Source organism: Paenibacillus sp. CMM36 (genome assembly GCF_053570945.1).
The window spans coordinates 35,454-54,509 of record NZ_JBSEDY010000012.1 but is presented as its reverse complement, the minus strand read 5'-3'; the positions used below and the strand labels follow the sequence as shown (position 1 = coordinate 54,509).

17 protein-coding genes and 1 pseudogene are annotated in these 19,056 nt (G+C 43.8%); 4 read left to right on the top strand and 14 right to left on the bottom strand.

Annotation, left to right across the window (positions count from 1 at the left end; all coding sequences use genetic code 11):
- Window positions 1-16: 16 nt before the first annotated feature.
- Both pflB and adhE read right to left on the bottom strand, forming a co-directional pair.
- On the bottom strand, window positions 17-2,278 hold the full coding sequence (pflB, locus tag ACWA2B_RS20760; RefSeq protein ID WP_029517234.1) for a formate C-acetyltransferase: 2,262 nt from the start codon (window positions 2,276-2,278) through the stop codon (window positions 17-19).
- 328 nt (window positions 2,279-2,606) lie between these two features.
- On the bottom strand, window positions 2,607-5,219 hold the full coding sequence (adhE, locus tag ACWA2B_RS20755; protein WP_029517233.1) for a bifunctional acetaldehyde-CoA/alcohol dehydrogenase: 2,613 nt from the start codon (window positions 5,217-5,219) through the stop codon (window positions 2,607-2,609).
- A 258-nt stretch (window positions 5,220-5,477) separates the two neighbouring features.
- On the opposite strand from adhE, the gene ACWA2B_RS20750 reads away from it, so the two are divergent.
- Window positions 5,478-6,194 (top strand): Crp/Fnr family transcriptional regulator, encoded by a 717-nt coding sequence (locus tag ACWA2B_RS20750; RefSeq protein WP_013310849.1) that lies wholly within the window; start codon window positions 5,478-5,480, stop codon window positions 6,192-6,194.
- Between the two features lie 138 nt (window positions 6,195-6,332).
- Here the strand turns inward: ACWA2B_RS20750 and ACWA2B_RS20745 are convergent, their stop codons facing one another.
- Window positions 6,333-7,100, bottom strand: coding sequence for a DODA-type extradiol aromatic ring-opening family dioxygenase (locus ACWA2B_RS20745; protein WP_029517232.1), 768 nt, complete (start codon window positions 7,098-7,100; stop codon window positions 6,333-6,335).
- A 318-nt stretch (window positions 7,101-7,418) separates the two neighbouring features.
- On the opposite strand from ACWA2B_RS20745, the gene ACWA2B_RS20740 reads away from it, so the two are divergent.
- Window positions 7,419-7,718, top strand: a complete 300-nt coding sequence (locus tag ACWA2B_RS20740; protein WP_223821919.1) for a hypothetical protein — start codon at window positions 7,419-7,421, stop codon at window positions 7,716-7,718.
- A 124-nt stretch (window positions 7,719-7,842) separates the two neighbouring features.
- Here ACWA2B_RS20740 and ACWA2B_RS20735 read toward each other — a convergent pair whose 3' ends face one another.
- The 6 genes and pseudogenes from ACWA2B_RS20735 to ACWA2B_RS20710 form a co-directional block, all read right to left on the bottom strand.
- A complete protein-coding gene (locus ACWA2B_RS20735) occupies window positions 7,843-8,187 on the bottom strand; it encodes a winged helix-turn-helix transcriptional regulator (protein WP_034095058.1) in 345 nt (114 codons plus the stop codon).
- Window positions 8,188-8,434: 247 nt separating this feature from the next.
- Window positions 8,435-9,166, bottom strand: a complete 732-nt coding sequence (locus ACWA2B_RS20730) for a ThuA domain-containing protein (RefSeq protein WP_029517231.1) — start codon at window positions 9,164-9,166, stop codon at window positions 8,435-8,437.
- Between the two features lie 20 nt (window positions 9,167-9,186).
- Complete coding sequence (locus ACWA2B_RS20725) at window positions 9,187-10,155, bottom strand: sugar phosphate isomerase/epimerase family protein (protein ID WP_029517230.1); 969 nt, start codon at window positions 10,153-10,155, stop codon at window positions 9,187-9,189.
- Between the two features lie 76 nt (window positions 10,156-10,231).
- A complete protein-coding gene (locus tag ACWA2B_RS20720) occupies window positions 10,232-11,314 on the bottom strand; it encodes a Gfo/Idh/MocA family protein (RefSeq protein ID WP_029517229.1) in 1,083 nt (360 codons plus the stop codon).
- Window positions 11,307-12,074 carry a sugar phosphate isomerase/epimerase family protein gene (locus tag ACWA2B_RS20715; RefSeq protein ID WP_029517228.1) on the bottom strand — a complete coding sequence of 256 codons (768 nt, stop codon included), beginning with the start codon at window positions 12,072-12,074 and terminating at the stop codon, window positions 11,307-11,309. Before ACWA2B_RS20715 ends, ACWA2B_RS20720 begins: the two co-directional genes overlap by 8 nt.
- A 184-nt stretch (window positions 12,075-12,258) precedes the next feature.
- A pseudogene (locus ACWA2B_RS20710) lies at window positions 12,259-12,552 on the bottom strand (Gfo/Idh/MocA family protein); the annotation flags it as partial.
- 166 nt (window positions 12,553-12,718) lie between these two features.
- Between ACWA2B_RS20710 and ACWA2B_RS20705 the strand changes: the two are divergent.
- Window positions 12,719-13,537, top strand: a complete 819-nt coding sequence (locus tag ACWA2B_RS20705; RefSeq protein WP_029517226.1) for an AraC family transcriptional regulator — start codon at window positions 12,719-12,721, stop codon at window positions 13,535-13,537.
- 84 nt (window positions 13,538-13,621) lie between these two features.
- On the opposite strand, the gene ACWA2B_RS20700 is transcribed toward ACWA2B_RS20705, so the two are convergent.
- The 5 genes from ACWA2B_RS20700 to ACWA2B_RS20680 all read right to left on the bottom strand — a co-directional run bounded on the left by ACWA2B_RS20700 (window position 13,622) and on the right by ACWA2B_RS20680 (window position 17,993).
- The gene (locus ACWA2B_RS20700; protein ID WP_342434273.1) at window positions 13,622-15,106 is read right to left on the bottom strand and encodes an alpha-N-arabinofuranosidase; all 1,485 of its coding nucleotides are present in this window, start codon (window positions 15,104-15,106) and stop codon (window positions 13,622-13,624) included.
- Window positions 15,107-15,426: 320 nt separating this feature from the next.
- On the bottom strand, window positions 15,427-15,705 hold the full coding sequence (locus ACWA2B_RS20695; RefSeq protein ID WP_029517224.1) for a hypothetical protein: 279 nt from the start codon (window positions 15,703-15,705) through the stop codon (window positions 15,427-15,429).
- A gap of 95 nt (window positions 15,706-15,800) precedes the next feature.
- On the bottom strand, window positions 15,801-16,121 hold the full coding sequence (locus tag ACWA2B_RS20690) for a hypothetical protein (RefSeq protein ID WP_013310862.1): 321 nt from the start codon (window positions 16,119-16,121) through the stop codon (window positions 15,801-15,803).
- Between the two features lie 72 nt (window positions 16,122-16,193).
- Complete coding sequence (locus ACWA2B_RS20685; RefSeq protein ID WP_029517223.1) at window positions 16,194-17,138, bottom strand: Gfo/Idh/MocA family protein; 945 nt, start codon at window positions 17,136-17,138, stop codon at window positions 16,194-16,196.
- Between the two features lie 165 nt (window positions 17,139-17,303).
- Window positions 17,304-17,993 carry a TerC family protein gene (locus ACWA2B_RS20680; RefSeq protein WP_029517222.1) on the bottom strand — a complete coding sequence of 230 codons (690 nt, stop codon included), beginning with the start codon at window positions 17,991-17,993 and terminating at the stop codon, window positions 17,304-17,306.
- 350 nt (window positions 17,994-18,343) lie between these two features.
- Here ACWA2B_RS20680 and ACWA2B_RS20675 point away from each other — a divergent pair, with 350 nt between their 5' ends.
- Window positions 18,344-18,961 carry a TVP38/TMEM64 family protein gene (locus tag ACWA2B_RS20675; protein WP_029517221.1) on the top strand — a complete coding sequence of 206 codons (618 nt, stop codon included), beginning with the start codon at window positions 18,344-18,346 and terminating at the stop codon, window positions 18,959-18,961.
- Window positions 18,962-19,056 lie beyond the last annotated feature (95 nt).

Here is a 19,056-nt window from a genome sequence, read left to right as displayed (position 1 = left end):
TCATTGTAATACTTATTTACATTGTACCGTGGAAAGTACGGTTAATAACATCCAATTGTTGTTCACGAGTCAGCTTGATAAAGTTAACGGCATAACCGGAAACACGGATCGTCAGCTGTGGATAGTTTTCTGGGTGTTCCATTGCATCCAACAGTTGTTCGCGAGCAAACACATTGACATTAAGATGATGTGCGTGGCTTCCAAAATAGCCATCCATCATCGAAACAAGGTTTGTTTTGCGTGTTTCTTCTTCTTTACCCAGTGCTTTAGGCACGATAGAGAAGGTGTTCGAGATACCATCCAGACTGTGTTCATAAGGCAATTTGGCTACGGAACTCAGAGATGCCAAAGCACCTTTTTTATCACGGCCGTGCATTGGGTTTGCCCCTGGTGCAAACGGTTCGCCTGCTTTACGTCCATCCGGTGTTGTACCTGTTTTCTTACCATACACCACGTTAGAAGTAATAGTCAGTACAGATTGAGTAGGAAGCGCATTACGATAAGCTTTATGCTTGCGAATCATGCTCATGAAGCTCTCTACCAGTTCCACAGCGATGTTATCTACACGGTCATCGTTGTTACCGTAGCAAGGGTATTCGCCTTCAATTTCAAAGTCAACAGCAATCCCTTTTTCGTTACGGATTGGTTTAACTTTTGCAAATTTAATGGCACTCAAGGAGTCGGTAGCAACTGACAGACCCGCAATACCACAAGCCATGGTGCGGAGAATATCACGATCATGCAACGCCATTTCAATGCGTTCGTAGCTATATTTATCATGCATGTAGTGAATAACATTCAAAGTGTTCATATACAGTTTGGCCAACCATTCCATCATAGGTTTGAAGCGACTCAACACTTCTTCATAATCCAGAACTTCACCTGTAATGGCTGGGAATTCAGGCCCTACTTGGACGCCAGATTTTTCATCTTTACCACCGTTAATTGCATACAGCAGAGCTTTAGCCAAGTTAGCACGAGCACCAAAGAATTGCATTTGTTTACCGATTTTCATTGCCGATACACAACAAGCAATACCATAGTCGTCTCCATAAATCGGACGCATCAGATCGTCATTCTCGTACTGAATGGAGCTAGTTTCAATAGAAACTTTCGCACAATATTTTTTGAAGCCTTCAGGCAATTTTTCCGACCACAGTACAGTCAGGTTCGGTTCCGGTGCAGGTCCCAGATTGTAGAGGGTGTGCAGGAAACGGAAGCTGTTTTTAGTTACCCGAGTTTCTCCAGTTACGGACATACCACCAATGGACTCAGTAACCCAAGTTGGATCTCCACTGAACAGTTCATTATAGTCAGGTGTGCGCAAGAACTTAACAATACGCAATTTCATAACAAAATGATCGACCAGTTCTTGAGCTTGTTCTTCTGTCATTGTACCCTCTTCCATATCACGTTGAGAGTAAATATCAAGGAAGGAAGATACACGTCCTAAGGACATTGCTGCACCATTTTGTTCTTTGATTGCTGCAAGATATCCAAAATATACCCATTGGAAAGCTTCTTTCGCATTGTTAGCAGGTTTTGAAATATCAAAACCGTGCTCAGCAGCCATTTGTTTCAGTTCATTCAAAGCACGAATTTGCTCGGAAATTTCCTCACGCAGACGAATTACGTCTTCTTCCATGGAATCAACTTCAAGGCTTTTCAGTTGCAGCTTTTTATCTTGGATCAAGAAGTCTGCACCGTATAAAGCTACACGACGATAGTCACCGATAATACGACCACGGCCGTATGCATCTGGCAGACCAGTAATGATACCAGCTTTACGAGCTGCTCTCATTTCATCTGTATAAGCGTCAAATACACCTTGGTTGTGAGTTTTACGAATATGAGTGAAGATATCAATGATACTTTCTGGCACTTCAAAACCATAGGCTTTGCAAGCGTCGATCATCATTCGAATTCCGCCAAACGGCTGTAAAGAACGTTTGAATGGAGCATCTGTTTGTACACCGACAATTTGCTCTTTATCCCGGTCTAGATAACCCGGTTTATGTGAAATAATAGTGGATGGCGTATTCACGTCTACATCAAGCACGCCGCCGTTTGCCAACTCTTTTTTGGTAAGATCGGATACAATATCCCACAATGCAGTTGTGTTGGCCGTAGGACCAACCAAAAATTCTTCATTGCCAACATAAGGTAAGATATTGGTTTCAATAAAATCGTTGACGTTGACTTCTTTAGTCCATTTGCCTTTTTTAAAACCTCTCCAGCCAGATTGTTGCTCTTGTAATTCTCTCTCAATCACCGACATGTAAATCCCTCCAAATTGTTTGGTCTTCCGGACTTGTGATTTTTTTCACGATAAAGCTATTTCTTGAGCCCGGCCTGTTCACCGATGCCTTACGCTCAGTGTCGGGACCTTTCTTACACCCTTATTGTAGAATAATGATAGAGTGTAGTATGTGACAAAAATCACAATATGAGTGATTTTTGTCACTTTATTTTCCCTAGCTTCGCGCCTATATCCTTAGCCTTGCCGTTCACCTCCCTTCCCAAACCAACAGGCCCTCTATATAGAGAGCCTGCATCGGTATTGAACGAGAAAATGCTTTTTCACAAGCCTCTTCTTACCTATTATATTATTGGTCAAAACGTCCGTAGAAGGCATTGCGATAGACATCAGCCAACTCAGTAACCAGTGGCAACTTAGGATTCGCAGTTGTACATTGATCTTCAAATGCGCGGTCAGCCAGATAATCTACACGTGATTCGAAATCTTTCGCATCGAAACCGATTTGTTGGAACGATTCCTCGATACCGAGTGTTTTGTTCATTTTACGGATCGCTTCGATCAAGCTGTTAACCCCTTCTTCGGTGGTGCGTGCAGGCAGTCCCAATATGCGCGCGATTTCTGCATAACGCTCATCCGCAACAAAGTGCGAATATTTAGGGAACGAAGCAAATTTTGTCGGTTTTTTCGCATTATAACGAATAACGTGCGGCATCAAAATGGCATTCGTGCGGCCATGCGCTGTATGGTATTGTCCACCCCATTTATGTGCAAGACTGTGGTTAATGCCCAAGAATGCATTAGCAAACGCCATACCAGCAAGTGTGGAAGCATTATGCATTTTTTCACGAGCCAGCTTATCACCGGTCAGAGCCGATTGTTCTAGGTATTGGAATACCAATTGAATGGCTTTAATTGCCAGACCATCTGTGTAGTCATTAGCCATTACGGACACGTAAGCCTCGATAGCATGTGTCAGAACGTCCATACCTGTGTCCGCTACAGCTGTTTTAGGCAGCGAATATACAAACACTGGGTCAATAATTGCCACATCAGGAGTCAACTCATAGTCAGCCAGTGGGTACTTCGTGTCGCCCAGGTTTTTGTCCGTAATTACTGCGAACGATGTAACTTCGGAACCTGTACCCGATGTTGTAGGGATAGCTACAAATTGTGCTTTTTGGCCCAGACGTGGGTACTTGTAAATCCGTTTACGGATATCCATGAATTTTTGTTTTAAGTTATTGAAATCAGTATCTGGATATTCATAGAACATCCACATGCCTTTAGCGGCATCCATTGGCGAACCGCCGCCCAGTGCGATGATGCAATCCGGTTGGAAACGTCTCATCATTTCAGTACCACGTTCTACCGTAACTGTCGATGGATCTGGCTCTACTTCAGAGAACACTTCGATAGCTACTGGTGTTTGGCGCTGATGCAGATAATGAATAACACGATCTACATATCCCAGTTGTACCATCATAGGGTCTGTGATAATAGCTACACGTGTGATATCAGGCATTTTAGCAAGATACTGTGTCGAATTTTTTTCAAAATAGATTTTGGAAGGTACTTTGAACCATTGCATATTCACCGTCCGTTTCGCCACCCTTTTCACATTAATCAGATTGACTGCCGATACGTTCGACGAAGTCGAGTTACGACCGTACGAACCGCAACCAAGTGTCAACGAAGGAAGATTGGTGTTGTAAATGTCGCCAATCGCACCATGTGTGGAAGGTGCATTTACAATGATACGTCCTGTTTGCAAACGGTTTGCAAACCGAGCGATAACATCCTCATCGTTCGAATGAATAGCGGACGAGTGACCCATGCCCCCGAATTCCACGACTTCAGCAGCGCGTTGAATACCTTGTTCCGCATTTTTTACTTTATAGCAAGCCAATACAGGACTCAATTTTTCCGCAGACAATGGGAATTTTGTTCCTACCCCTTCAATCTCAGCGACCAAAATTTTAGTTCCTGCTGGTACTGTAATACCACTCATTTCAGCAATTTTCACAGCAGACTGCCCGACAATAGCTGGGTTCACTGCACATTTCTCGACATTCATAGCTCCTTGAGTGAGCTTAGCTGCTTCTTCTTTATTTACAAAATAGCAACCGTTAGCGATCATCAATTTTTTCACTTGTTCGAAGATTGGCTCTTCGATAATAACCGCTTGCTCCGAAGCACAAATCATACCGTTATCAAAAGATTTCGAGAGGATAAGATCGTTCACGGCCTGTTTGATATCTGCTGTTTTTTCAATAAAGCAAGGCACGTTACCAGGACCTACACCAAGTGCTGGTTTACCGCAGCTATAAGCTGCCTTAACCATGCCTGATCCACCAGTTGCCAAAATTAGCGCCACATCAGGGTGGTTCATCAATACATTGGTCTTATCCATCGAAGGTGCTTCAATCCATTGAATACAATCGGCCGGAGCACCATGTTTAACAGCTGCTTCGAGCAAGACGCGGGCTGCTTCCGCACTACACGATTGAGCAGATGGATGGAAACCGAAAATGATTGGGTTACGTGTTTTAATGGCAATCAGCGCTTTGAACATCGTAGTCGAAGTCGGGTTTGTCACTGGAGTGATCCCCATGATAATACCGACTGGCTCTGCTATCTTTTGAAAACTGTCAAAATCATTGTCTTCAATGACACCGACGGTTTTTTCATTTTTGATGCTATGATAGATATATTCTGTTGCAAACATGTTTTTGGTGATTTTGTCCTCGTACACACCGCGTCCTGTTTCTTCAACAGCCAACTTCGCCAGGTACATGTGTTTATCCATCCCTGCGAGTGCCATAGCTTGTACGATTTCGTCAATCTGTTCCTGATTCATACTCATGAAAGCTTGCTGTGCCCGGTTCCCCCGGTCAATCAGCGTTTGAATATACTGCTCTGCGCTTTGCTCTTTTTGAATAACCTCGTTTTTAACAGCCATTTCCCTCATCCTCCTGTTATCTCGTGTACTATCTCTTGTTCACGCACTGATCGTAACACAGCTTTTCAAGATATATTGTGATTTTTTTCACAATCTATTTAAAATTTTATTTTATGAAGTGAATTAAATCACAAAGTTTGGAATTCTGCCACTTTTACCCCCTCTTCTTGCCCCAAAAACTCATTGCACAAGTATATAATGAATTTGAATTGATCAAGTTGCAGATAAAAAACATAGGATACAAAGGGGAAATGGACGATGAGAAACCCTACAAATGTAATGGAAGCCCGCGGCAACACCTGTTGCTTCTCGGAGGCCAGCTTCAACCGATTGCAAGTAATGATGAAAGATCGAGTTATGCCAGAAAGCTCGCATCTGTTCTGGGAAGGAGATACAGCGGATAAGCTGTTTTATATTAAGCGCGGACGCGTGAAAGTAACCAAAACAACGGATGAGGGCAAGGAACTTATTCTATATATGTATCAAAGCGGCGATCTTGTTGGTCAAGCCGATCCATTTTTCGGTACTAAGCATTCCTTTTCTGCTGAGGTTCTGGAAGACAGTGATATTGGCGTAATCGATCATACAGATTTGGAACTGCTTATTTGCCAGCATTGTGATTTTGCGATTGACTTTATGAAATGGATGGGTTCACATCACCGCATTACTCAGACTAAGTTCCGCGATTTGATGATGTACGGCAAGCCAGGCGCTTTATGTTCAACGCTCATTCGTCTATGCAATACCTATGGTGAGCCTCACGGCGAACATATCCTGATTCATAAAAAAATTACTCATACTGACTTATCAAATATGATCGGTGCGACCCGGGAAAGCGTAAACCGGATGCTTAGTGATCTACGTAAGAAAAATGCAGTTGAATATGATAATGGTATGATTGTTGTCAAAGATTTGGAAATGCTGCAAGGTGTATGTCATTGTGAACTATGCCCTCGTGAGATTTGCCGGATATAATAAATCGTTTTTTTATGTAAAAGGGAGTGTTATAAGCCACTATAGCTTATAACACTCCCTAATTTATTTCCACTCCCCTACTTATACAGGAGCAGTAGCGAAGCATTTTAATGACAGTCCTTCTTCTGGCAACACTCTTTAAAACTGTAAACATAGATAACTTAAATTCCCCATCTCATAGCTTCTATGGATAACCTTGGCTTTGTTTGCAGGATTGCCACTCCCCATTGCAATAAACAACGGTACAAAGTGTTCTGCTCTGGGTACGGCCTGGCGAGCATACGGTGCTTCGCTTTCATAGTGATCCAAAGCCTCTATATCTCTACTTTGTACTTTTTCAATAATCCAATCATCAAAATCTATAGCCCAAGGTTCTGTTTTCGTTTCCCCCCATTTGACGATACGCAGATTATGAACAGTCACGCCACTACCAATGACCAGAATATCCTGTTCTCCCAGTCCTCGCAGCACTTCACCAATAGCATATTGTGCTTTGGGCGAGAGATATGGATTTACAGAGATCTGAACTACCGGAATGTCTGCCTCAGGATACATACGATGCAACAATGTCCAAGATCCATGATCCAAACCCCTCACCCGATCAGTTTCTACGTCAATGCCCTTTTGTTCATATAATTTTTTCAGCTTATTGGCCAGTTCCACAGAACCATGTGCTGGATATTTCACTGTGTACAGTTCCGGTGGAAAACCGCCAAAATCATAAATGGTATCGTACACGTCATCCATCGAACTGATCGTCAACGTTTGTGTTTCCCAATGAGCAGTAAAGATAACTATTGCTTTAGGACGAATACTTTTCCCCAGTTGCTCTAAAAATGAAGTATAGTCCGTCTGTTCAATAGCAAGCATCGGTGAGCCATGGGCCAAAAATAAAGATGGCATCATATAAAGATCCCCTTATCATCAACAATTTATTTTATTCATCAAGTAACTTTATGTAAGTAATGATACATAAGTAACAGAGTCATGTCAACACAGATTTTAACATACACTTAAAGGTCAAAGATTCTATAAATAAAGATTGATATAGGTATAATGTCATAGTAATATGTAACTAATAAATTTTAAAATTTCACTTTATTTCGATACAAAGGACTGGTTTCCATGGAGATACATACTTCTAATTGCCCAAAATGCGGTTCCGTTTTTCGTCAAAACCTTAGAAACCTCTGTAGTACTTGTATTCAGGAAGAAAATATATTCTTGGACCGCTGTTCTAACTATCTATGGAAGCATCCTTCTACTCATACTCGCCAGCTCAGTGACGTAACTGGTACACCTATAGAATTGCTCACAGATTGGGTAAGAGCAGGCAAATTTCCCTCCACATACAGTCAGCTTGATTATCCTTGTGAGTCCTGCCGTTCCCCTATTTATGCAGGGAGACTTTGTCATTCCTGTCTGGGTACATTCCGTTCGGCCGCGCTGGATATTCAAACCCGTGTGCCTCGCCGTGCAACAGCAGCATTATTCTCAGTTGCAGGGCGCGTCAAAGGCTATTAAGTCGTGCTGCCTAAGCACATCATTTCTGCAAAATGGATAAGTAGTCCTAAACGCAATATAAAAAACAGCCTTTTTTCTAGGAAAAGGCTGTTTTGCTATGAAAAACACTTATTTAGTTTGGTGCTCATCTAATCCATTCCTCAGCCCAAAATTGAATCTGTTCCATAACCGGCTGAAGTGCACGGCCTTTGGTTGTTAGCTCGTATTCAATGCGGACAGGAGTTTCTGGATATACATGACGTGTAAGAATTCCTTCATTTTCCAAATCTTTCATCCGCTCTGATAACATTTTGTCACTCATTGTGGGAATCAGATTGGAAATATCCTTAAACCGCTTAGGACCGCTCATCATGGATTGAATAATTAATCCATTCCAACGCTTGCCCAAACATGAAAAGGCGGTTTCAAAACGCGGACACATTTTTGTACATTGCGGTTGACTCTCCAAATTTTTCACCTTCTTTTGCATTTCGGTTTGATAAAGCTTTCCTTTTGTTAGTATATATCATTTTAGCATACTTTATCCCGAAAGAAAACACTTTCTTCTTAAATTAAATACCTGCGCCGATAAAGTTGCCATGACCAAAACTGATTATACAACAAACCAACACAGCAGGTATATGTCTAAATCGTTAAATCAAAAAAGGCGGAATCCCCTAGAGGTTCCGCCTTTCAATCTATTCATTATATAGCTCATCAAAATGTGATGATTGTCATTATACCAACACTCCACCGAGAGGTCTTACCGGTTCACTTCTACCATATATTGGTTTGTTAATACTTGTTGGAGAAGTCCAACGAATACTATTGGCAATAACCTTCAAAATATCAGGCTGGTAATAAGTCGGATAGGTCTCATGGCCTGGGCGAAAATAAAATATTTTACCACTACCTCGACGGAAAGTACATCCGGTTCTAAATACTTCGCCACCTTCAAAGTTACTAACAAATACCAATTCATCTGGCGCTGGAATATCAAAGAACTCGCCATACATCTCTTCCTGCTTCAACAATATTTTGGCGTCAATGCCTTCTGCAATGGGATGTGACGGATTCACCGACCAAATAATCTCCTGTTCACCTGCCACCCTCCATTTCAGATCGCAGCTAGTGCCCATCAGGGCTTTGAATGGCTTGGAAAAATGGCCTGAGTGCAGCACGATTAAGCCCATTCCTTCCTGCACTCGCTTGACAACACGCGCCGTAACTTCATCGCTCACCTGATCATGGGCTTTATGCCCCCACCACAGCAGCACATCTGTGGAATTCAAGACTTCTTCTCCCAAACCATGCTCTGCATCATCACGCAGTGTAGCTGTTCGAATGGCAAATCCCTCTCCTGCCAGGCCGTCAGCCAACGCTTTGTGTATCCCGTCAGGATATATCTGTTTGGCTTCATCATTCAACTTTTCGTTCAAAAATTCATTCCAAATGGTGACGTTAATCATCAACATTTCCCCCTATTAGGTTAGACCCACCACATCTCGCTCAGCGGTTCTTCAATCAGTACCTGGCGAAGATTGTGGACAGCCTTAGTAAAGCCCTCTTCCACGGACATCAGACCATCTTCATGCTCAATACTCACTACATGATCGTATCCCACCAAACGCAGAGCACTGATAATATCTGCCCAGGTTTTTACATCATGTCCATAACCCACAGTACGGAACTGCCAAGCGCGATCTAGCATTTTCGTATATTCCTGCATATCGGTAAGTCCATATTTATTTACATTAATTGGATCAATCGTCGTATCCTTGGCATGAAAGTGGTGAATAGCTCCCTCTCGGCCCAAAATTTGAACTGCCTGCACTGGGTCAATTCCCTGCCACCACATATGGCTCGGATCGAGATTAGCACCAATAACCTCTCCCGCAGCTTCACGTAAACGAAGCAAGGTCGCTGGTGTATGAACGGAGAAGCCTCCGTGTAGCTCCAGTCCAATTTTAACATGATGATCTGCTGCAAATTTCCCCGTCTCGGTCCAGTAAGGAATAATTTTATTCTCCCATTGCCACTTCAACACTTCTTGAAAATCATTAGGCCACGGAGCCACAGGCCAGTTTGGATATTTCGCATCCTCATGATCTCCCGGACAGCCGGAGAAAGTGTTCACAACTGGAACTTCCAGCTTTTCTGCCAATCGAACGGTTTTAAGAAACGTATCATGATCAGCCTGGGCCAAATGCTTTTGCGGATGAAGAGGATTGCCGTGACAGCTAAGTGCGCTAATCGTTAGTCCGCGGGACTCTACTGCCTTTTTAAAATTTTTGAGCGCTGCATCATTCTCCAGCAATTCATCCGGCTTACAATGCTTATCCCCCGGGTTGCCGCCTGTACCGATTTCTACAGCATCCAATCCTTGAGAAGCCACATAATCCAACGCTTCCTCCAGCGAACGGCCACCGAACAACACCATAAATACTCCAAGTTTCAAAAGAAATCCCCCCCTGTATCATATGTGAAAAAAGCTGCTTTCATTATAACGATGGTCTATTCGGGATAATTACGGCTTAGTCAAAATAGACAGCTTTTCCCGTACGTGCCGATTCATAGATAGCTTCCAAAATTTCAGTAACAACCAGTGCCTGTTCCGGCTTCACAAGAGGTTCTTTGTCGTCCAGAATAGATTCGATCCACAGGCGGGCTTCGCGGTCTGCTTCATTTTCCGTCTCTCCAGAGTAAAAGGCAACACCACCTGCATCCAGATCTATTTTCGTATCAAACAAACGGCTGTTCTTTTCTCCGTTAATGCGCAATCCATCCTGCATATCGGCCCCGCCTTCGGTACCGCATAACAGTGTCTTCGCTTCGCCAAACTCTACAACGTTCAATGCCCAGCTGGATTCCAGTACAATCGTAGCTCCATTTTGCATCGTAATAAAACCAAAAGCTGAGTCCTCTACCTTAAATTCCTCAGGGTTCCAAGGCCCAAAGGCATTTGCCGCATCTTTACGATCCCCTAGCTTATGGAAAGTTGAACCTAGTACGCTTTTAGGCTTGTAATTATCCATCAGCCAGAGTGTCAGGTCTAGTGCATGCGTGCCAATATCAATAAGAGGACCACCGCCCTGCTTCTCTTCATCCAAGAATACTCCCCAAGTCGGAACCGCGCGACGGCGTAGAGCAATGGCTTTGCCCAGATAAATTTCTCCAAGCTCTCCTTGCTCGACTAATTGCTTCAGGTACAAACTGTCATCACGATAACGGTTTTGATACGCTATGGACAGCTTCTTACCTGTGCGGTTGGCCGCATCAAGCATCTCCCGTGCTTGCTCAGCAGTTTTAGCCATCGGCTTTTCACACAGCACATGCTTACCTGCCTCAAGCGCCGCTACGGTAATTTCCGAGTGCGAGTCGTTAGGTGTACATACATGTACGACTTCAATGTCTTTATTTTCTAACAGCTTACGGTAATCGCTATAAACTTGCGAGCCATCAACACCAAACTTTTCTGCTGCCTCTTCAGCGCGCTCCTGAATGATGTCACAAAATGCAACGATCTCCGCACGCTTCTGCTTGGCAAGACTCGGCAAGTGTTTGCCGTTGGCAATGCCTCCACAACCAATAATCCCGATTTTAAGTGTTTTAGACATGAATATTTCCTCCCTGAGCTGCGTATTGTTGGAGCCATTTAATGCTGGTTTCAATGCTTTCGATTGGAGGGTTTGAGCAGAAATCCTGTTCCACGACGACCCAATCCACACCTGCCTGAATAGCGGCGTCTGTAATGGCCTGAAGCTGCACTTCGCCTTTGCCAAGCTCTACAGTCACTGCTTTTTGCTGCTCGTCACGTGCCATATCCTTTAAGTGAATGATAGGCAGGCGTCCATTATAACGTCCGATGTATTCCACTGGATCATAGCCCCCGTAGTATACCCAACAAGTATCCATTTCGACCTGTAACAAATCATCGGAAACTGCATCATATAAAGCATCGAATACTGGGCGATCATTGATCTTTTCTGTTAATTCAAAATCATGATTATGATAAGCCAGTATCAAACCCTGTTCCTTCACTTTTTCACCAATACGATTTAAATTAGCAAAAAGTTCATCCCACTCCCGCTGTTCTTCGGTTAAATAAGGAACGATTAGGTACTTATTGCCCAATTCTTTGTGGTATGAAATCTCCTCATCCAAATGATCCAGCAAGCGAGAATATTGTACATGAGTTCCGACAACTTCCAGATTCAGTTCATCCAAGAGCGCTCTGACATCCTTGGCATTGCGTCCGAAAAAGGTATGAAATTCTACTCCTTTATAGCCAAGCTCAGCTACCTTGCGCAATGTACCTTCAAAATCCTGTTCAAGCTCTTCCCTTACGGTGTACAATTGCAATCCTACTTTAGCCATTACCCTTCACCTCTTTAAGTTAGGAACCATTATATCTGTTCCATAATACACATCCTCGTCCGGCTTGAACGTACTTACCAGCGTAATGTATTGCCTTCCAATGATGAGTGCTGAAAAGCATGCATGGCTTCTAACACATGGTAGGCCAGCTCAGCATTGGCACGATGGTCCGTGAATTTCAATGCGCCAAAGGCTTTTCACTGTACACATGCTTGCCTGCCTCTAGTATCGCTATATCTGACCATACGTGGCTGCCAGGCACGGTCAGATTAAATACAAGCTCAATTTCAGGCTGGCGCAGTAATTCATCCGATTTGTATACGTTTTCAATGTTGAATTTATCGGCCCTCTCCTTTGCCCTCTCATCCAGTAAATCAGCGATGGCCACCACTTCAATGAGTGGGCTCTTTTGGAGATTTTCAAGATATACCGAGCTAATAGTACCGCATCCGATAATCCCGGCCTTCATTCGTTCCACGTCGTCACACTCCTTGGCCTCCAACATGTACTTTCTCATCTAACATGTAAGCTTTACAGTTCACATAGTATTCTATTTCTGTTTCGTTTAAAATGAATAATATGATTAAAACATGAACAATCTGGTCAATATTTGAAACAGCCATATGCCCAAAGGAGTCATCATCATGTCTATCGTCGAGCCTTGTCAGGTTCTTACCGCAGGCTATTCCTTCCATCGAAAGCCCTTTTATTCGAACCAGCCTGAGGGGATCAAAAATTATTTATTCCGTTTGCAAACAGATGGACGTTGCCAAGCCCGCATTAACGGGGAAATGACACGGATTGAGGCAGGTGACCTACTGTTATTCAATCCTACCGAGCCTTATGAACTGGATATTCATAGTGAGTTGAATCCCATGGGAGAGCTGGTCGTGGAAAGCGGAGATTATCACATTTTTTTCGGTGGTTCCTGGGTAGATGAGTGGTGGAACCATCATAAACGACCCAACAGAATTAAGGTTCAGCTCACAGAAGCCCTGCTTGGCCTATTTCGTCAGCTTGTGATGGAGCAACGACGTATTTCTAATCCTTACCCGGAAATATCAAGTTATTACATACGCATTTTATGTTTGGAGTTTGACCGTATGCTATCCGATCATCCTATCGCTACTCATCATAACTATCTTGCGTATCAGATTAAAAATTATATTGAAGAAAATGCATCCTCTAACTTCAAACTGGATGACGTGTCTTCACACGTCGGTATCAGCGTATCCCGAGCAGTACATCTGTTTAAGGAAACATTCGATACGAGCATTATGCAGTACACGCTGGACATCAGGCTTAACATGGCGAGAGAACGAATCATTTTCAGTCCCATGTCACTGGAACAAGCCGCCGAATCGTCAGGATTTGCAAATTACACGTATTTTCACCGTGTATTTCGTTCCCGCTTCGGTATGTCGCCCAAAGAATTCAGGGTGATTCACCGCGAGCAATTGTAGGACAAAGAGAGCGTTTACCTGAACGCTCTCTTTGTTCATAACCAATAATAGTGGATACTGCTTACATACCACGACCCAGCTTTTTTACGGAGCAATTGTCAGCATCACTACTGACATTGGTGGCAGTGTAACATCCAAATGCTGACCTTGAAGCTGATAGGATGTGAAAGCTTCCTTTTTCACACGCTCTGGCTGATCAAACGTATTATGTGCCTGCATATCGTCGTTGGCAAGGACAACACCACTGATCTTTTTAACCTCTTCCAGTCCTCTTAGCTCCAAATTCAAGTTTGCCGACTCGCCCGGATGGACGTTGCAAAAGCTGATATGAATATTACCATCCTGCGCCTTGGAGGCGGACACGCTTACTTGCGGGATGGAATCCCCGTCATATTCATAATCGCCTACCTTTACATGAACAGCCAGTGCTTGCGCATCCTGATGCACCTTAAACATTTCAAATATATGGTATGTCGGCGTCAACAGCATAGCAGGACCTTCGGTCAGAACCATTGCTTGTAAAACATTGACCATTTGAGCAATATTCGTCATCTGTACTCGGTCATGGTGATTATGGAAAATGTGTAGATGCAGCCCAGCTACCAGCGCATCGCGCATCGTATTTTGTTGATACAGGAAGCCCGGATTGGTCCCTGGCTCAGTCAGGAACCAAGTTCCCCATTCATCGATGATCAGTCCGACCCTTTTGTCAGGATCATATTGGTCCATAATAGCAGAATGACGAGTAATCAATTCATCCATGTGCAGTGATTTTTTCATCGTCTCGAACCATTCCGCTTCATCAAAGCCGAGTGCTTGCCGTTTCCCTTCCCAGTTTCCCGGGATCGTATAGTTATGCAGGCTCAAACCGTCCATAAGATGCCCAGCTTCACGCATCAACACTTCGGTCCAACGATAATCGTCCACATTCGCCCCACCTGCAATCCGATAAATGCGGTTCTCGCCATAGTTACGGACATATGTCTGATAGCGGCGATACAGATCGGCATAATATTCTGGGCGCATGTTACCGCCACAACCCCAGTTTTCGTTACCCACTCCAAAATATTTGAGCTTCCATGGTTTCTCACGACCGTTTTCCTGACGCCATGCAGCCATTGGGGACTCTCCATCGAAGGTCATGTACTCTACCCATTCCGACATTTCCTGAACTGTACCACTGCCGACATTTCCACAAATATAAGGCTCTGCATCTAACAGCTCGCACAATTGAAAAAACTCATGTGTGCCAAAATGATTATTTTCAACCACACCGCCCCAATGCGTATTTACCATTCTCTTACGATTTCCTTTGGGTCCGATACCATCTTTCCAATGATATTCATCGGCAAAACAGCCTCCCGGCCAGCGCAGCACAGGAATATTCAGCTTACTCAGCGCTTCCACCACATCATTACGAATTCCGTTTGTGTTCGGAATCGGTGAGTCCTCTCCAACCCATATGCCTTCATAAATGCAACGTCCAAGATGCTCAGCAAATTGTCCATAAATGTTTTTATTAATAATGCCTTGTTTCCAATCGGTATTAACAACAATAGAACCCTTCACAACAAACCCTCCCCAAAAATATTAAGATTGTTGGAACACCCGCACAAATGTTTGCGCTTTCATTTTGGCCTAAATACCACTCATACCACCGATTTTCTTTCGATCTTAATTTTTACGCATCATTACTTTTAGTAAATATTAATATAAATATTAATAATTAAACAAAAATATTTCACGTGTTTAATATATTTTATTGTCTACTTTTTGTCAATCGTTAAGAAAAGGTCCAATCAAACCAAAAAGCCTGCCATTAAGGCAGACCAAGGTATGACTACTTTAACCCGTAATCCAGGTTCAGCCGAGCCTGAGCATTGTATCTTTTAGGCTGTTCCTATCCACCGTGAACCATGGTAACTGGGACAATTTTGAGCTGCCGCCAAAGCACGTACACGAACAATACTTCCGCTGATACCACACGTATGTCCGGACATTAACTCTTCACATTGTGAGCAGGCCAACAGTCTGGCTTCGTACACTTCATCGTTTACACATTCCATTTTGGGTCTCATGTTGGTTAGAATTCTGGTAATTTGCTCTTCCGATATCGAGATATCTCTTTCACAACCTTTGCAGGTGCTTGGCACAGGTATATCTTCCATCGTCAGCTTACCTCCCCATCAACAATGTCTTAAGTAAATATAGTGAGTCCATGATGCCATAAATGATAACAGTATATCCTTTATTCTGGCTAGCCCTATTTCCGTTCCGACGGAAGGCTGGCAGCCGCCTCGGATACGACCATCGCCAAGTCCTCATTTCCGAACATGGATAGTACCCCTAATACTGTATCCAGCGGAATATCACCCGCTTCTTCACGCGATACAGTCAATTTGCGTACTCGTAGCAGACGCTCGTTGCTATCCTGATGCGGATACGCTACACGATATAATTCCTCTGGCTCCAACCCGTGATTGATACACCATTGCGCAAATACAAGAATCATCATATCTTCTTCTTGCTTATAATTTTCGATGATGGCTTCTTCTAGCTGTTTACCACGATTATCTTCTTCCATTCATTCATTTCTCCTTCAACCTAATTCTTGATGTCTGTCTGGACTGTTAAGATCATGTTCGGACGTTCCATATTAATCACTCAAACGGTTGATCAGTTCGTCAGCCAGCATATGGCTTTCCAATACTTTTCCAGCTCGTACAGCACACTCCTCCGGACGATGAATATGCTCCAGAAAATGATTCACGACTCCTGTGAATCCTCGTCTTTCCAAAATCGTATCCCAGCTTCCAAAAGCTTGCGTTAATGGTGAATGATTTTTTTGCATAAAAACAGCCTGTTCCATATTTGTTACTTCAACAGACCGTCCTGCCCCGTGAAGCTCCAGTTTTTCTATGTCAGCTCCTGCCTGTCTACTCATACTGTAGCTTCCGGTGGCATTTCCCAAACGTACAGTCCCGAACGCAGCATCCATATATCCTTCACTCGTCGTATTCAGACTACTATGCAGCAGTTCATAATCATCGCCACCCAGCCACAAAAGCAAGTCAAGCATATGAATTAAATCATCATAAACCGTCTGTGCCGCCGGTCTTCGATCATATCCAGTACGATGTTTAATAGCCGCACATTGACTGAATCCACCCGCTTCCTCTAACCAAGCCTTAGCAGCAACATAATGCGGGGCAAAACGCCGATTAAATCCCACCGCCAGCAGCACGGCCTGTGCTTCCGCAAAAGCGGTCATTTCCAGATTCTGACGAACATCATAGGACAACGGTTTATCCACATACACGGCAATCCCTTTTTCAATACACGCCATAACCAGATCAAAATGAGCTTCGGTCGCGGCATGTATAAATACAGCTTCCGGTTCCCATGCCAGCATCTCCTTCACATCTGTCGTTCCTCTAGGCAACCTATATTGCTCCATGACGGAACTTACCGGCTCCTGTGAACGGTTCATGACACCTACAATGTCTACACCTTGGTGTGCAGCCAGTAACGGCAAATATACTTTACGAGCAATACCACCCAGTCCCGCAATGGCTACCCTTGTCTTCGTTTGCTTGTCCATATCATTCCCACCTCTAATCACTCATTCATCTGTTGTCTAGTTTACATGGAAGTCTGCTGACAAGTAAAGAAAAGAGACTGCTCCGGGTCCAGTTGGACAATAACGGAACAGCCTCTATGGCATGAACATTCAGCTTCAGCTAAGTTTACCTCAATGTAAGTTAGCTTAGGCGTGCTGCACTTGCTTTCTTGTTTTTTCACTTTTGATTTTTTTAACACGCATCCCAATGGCTACAACCAGAACCACAACCAGAACCTCAAAGCCGTATTTAACGACCCCGTTCATAAACCAGTGTGCAATCAACGGTTCCGCCACCACCATTTTGGCAGCAGTATAAGCAAGTACAGCAGCCCCAATCGTAATAACTACTGGGTAACGTTCTGTCAGCTTCAAGATAATCGTACTTCCCCACACCATGATTGGAACAGAGATTGCAAGACCCAATATAACGAGTAGCATATTTCCATGAGCTGCGCCCGCTACAGCAAGTACATTGTCGAGCCCCATCATCGTATCCGCGATAATAATGGTGCGGATCGCTGCCCACATTTGATTCGTGGCTGAAATTTCATGCTTCTTCTCTTCGACCAGTAGCTTATAGGCGATATAGATAAGTGCGAGTCCCCCAATCAAACGCAATCCATAAATTTGCAATAAATACGTGACCAGCACCGTAGCAATCACACGAATGATGACCGCTCCGACCGTCCCCCAAATAATGACCTTCTTTTGATTGGCCTTATCAACATTGCGAGCCGCCAAACCGATTACGATTGCATTGTCACCAGCTAGCACCAGATCAATGATAATGATGGATACTAATGCGGTTAAAAACTCAATTGACAACAAATCCATACGTTTCTCCCACCTTTTTTATTTATTTGTTATACTGTACATAGTTCAGCGCTTTATACTAAAAAAGCGCCATTTCACGGAATCCGGAAACGGCGCTGACCCAAATTTGGCATCAAAAAAAGACCATTTACCCGGATTCCTAAAATCCTGGCAAAGGTCTCGCTTACAACATTACGTTGCCAATAAAGCCGGGGATTAAAAATCCCGTAATGACGACTTTACTCGTTGAGCTACTCCCCTTTGGGAACTATTCTATTAGTGGCAGTATAGCACACATTATTAGGAATGTGAACCCTATTTTTTTCTGTATAAGCGATAAGCCGTACAGGGATATTGAAAGAGGTATGTAAATGAAAAAATGGCTACTTGCCGCTGCTTATGTTTCGCTGCTTTGCATCGCGTTTATCTACAGATATGATTGGCTCGCCTGGGCGGACAAGCAAACCTCCTTTCCAGTTCTGCTACTGCTCGCATTTTTATTCGCGTTAATACCGTTTGTGCCTTACAAGCTGATTATCGCTTCTATTGCTTATGCCGCAGGTCCTTGGCAAGGTGCTCTGATTTGCTGGCTAGGCACTACCATGGCTGCACTGGTCGTTTTCATTGCAGTACGTACCCTGTTTCGTGACAAAGGACGAGCCTATTTGAAGCGGGTTCCTGCATTGGAGCGCTTCAATCGGGTCATGGAAAGGGAGCCTTTTGCTGCTGTTCTGCTGGCTCGCCTGATTCCGGTCATCCCCCAGGCAGCGGTAAATGTATACGCTGGAGTAGCGGGGTTTCCGTTCTGGAGCTTTATCCTAGGTACAGCTATTGGCAAGCTTCCCGCAATTGCGGTGTATGCTTATGCTGGCGGCACCTTTGCAGAACACCCAATCACTGGTTTGCTCATTTTGGTGCTATATACTGCATTGGTGGGCGGCGGCTTTATACTCTACCGAAAAAGGCTTCAACGCATCAATAGAATTTAATGCGACAGTTTGCTACCGTTTCTGTAGGATGTTTCATGGCGATTTTGAGGACAGAGCCAGTTACACTGCCGTTTGGTTTCTGACGTTTCGTTGGA

Bases quoted from the DNA above. Each gene is read 5' to 3' on its own strand.
- ACWA2B_RS20695 (WP_029517224.1), bottom strand. From the start codon at position 15,705: ATGGAAGATATACCTGTGCCAAGCACCTGCAAAGGTTGTGAAAGAGAT.
- ACWA2B_RS20745 (WP_029517232.1), bottom strand. From the start codon at position 7,100: ATGATGCCATCTTTATTTTTGGCCCATGGCTCACCGATGCTTGCTATT.
- adhE (WP_029517233.1), bottom strand. From the start codon at position 5,219: ATGGCTGTTAAAAACGAGGTTATTCAAAAAGAGCAAAGCGCAGAGCAG.
- ACWA2B_RS20735 (WP_034095058.1), bottom strand. From the start codon at position 8,187: ATGCAAAAGAAGGTGAAAAATTTGGAGAGTCAACCGCAATGTACAAAA.
- pflB (WP_029517234.1), bottom strand. From the start codon at position 2,278: ATGTCGGTGATTGAGAGAGAATTACAAGAGCAACAATCTGGCTGGAGA.
- ACWA2B_RS20680 (WP_029517222.1), bottom strand. From the start codon at position 17,993: ATGGATTTGTTGTCAATTGAGTTTTTAACCGCATTAGTATCCATCATT.
- ACWA2B_RS20705 (WP_029517226.1), top strand. From the start codon at position 12,719: ATGTCTATCGTCGAGCCTTGTCAGGTTCTTACCGCAGGCTATTCCTTC.
- ACWA2B_RS20685 (WP_029517223.1), bottom strand. From the start codon at position 17,138: ATGGACAAGCAAACGAAGACAAGGGTAGCCATTGCGGGACTGGGTGGT.
- ACWA2B_RS20720 (WP_029517229.1), bottom strand. From the start codon at position 11,314: ATGTCTAAAACACTTAAAATCGGGATTATTGGTTGTGGAGGCATTGCC.
- ACWA2B_RS20750 (WP_013310849.1), top strand. From the start codon at position 5,478: ATGAGAAACCCTACAAATGTAATGGAAGCCCGCGGCAACACCTGTTGC.
- ACWA2B_RS20690 (WP_013310862.1), bottom strand. From the start codon at position 16,121: ATGGAAGAAGATAATCGTGGTAAACAGCTAGAAGAAGCCATCATCGAA.
- ACWA2B_RS20730 (WP_029517231.1), bottom strand. From the start codon at position 9,166: ATGATTAACGTCACCATTTGGAATGAATTTTTGAACGAAAAGTTGAAT.
- ACWA2B_RS20675 (WP_029517221.1), top strand. From the start codon at position 18,344: ATGAAAAAATGGCTACTTGCCGCTGCTTATGTTTCGCTGCTTTGCATC.
- ACWA2B_RS20715 (WP_029517228.1), bottom strand. From the start codon at position 12,074: ATGGCTAAAGTAGGATTGCAATTGTACACCGTAAGGGAAGAGCTTGAA.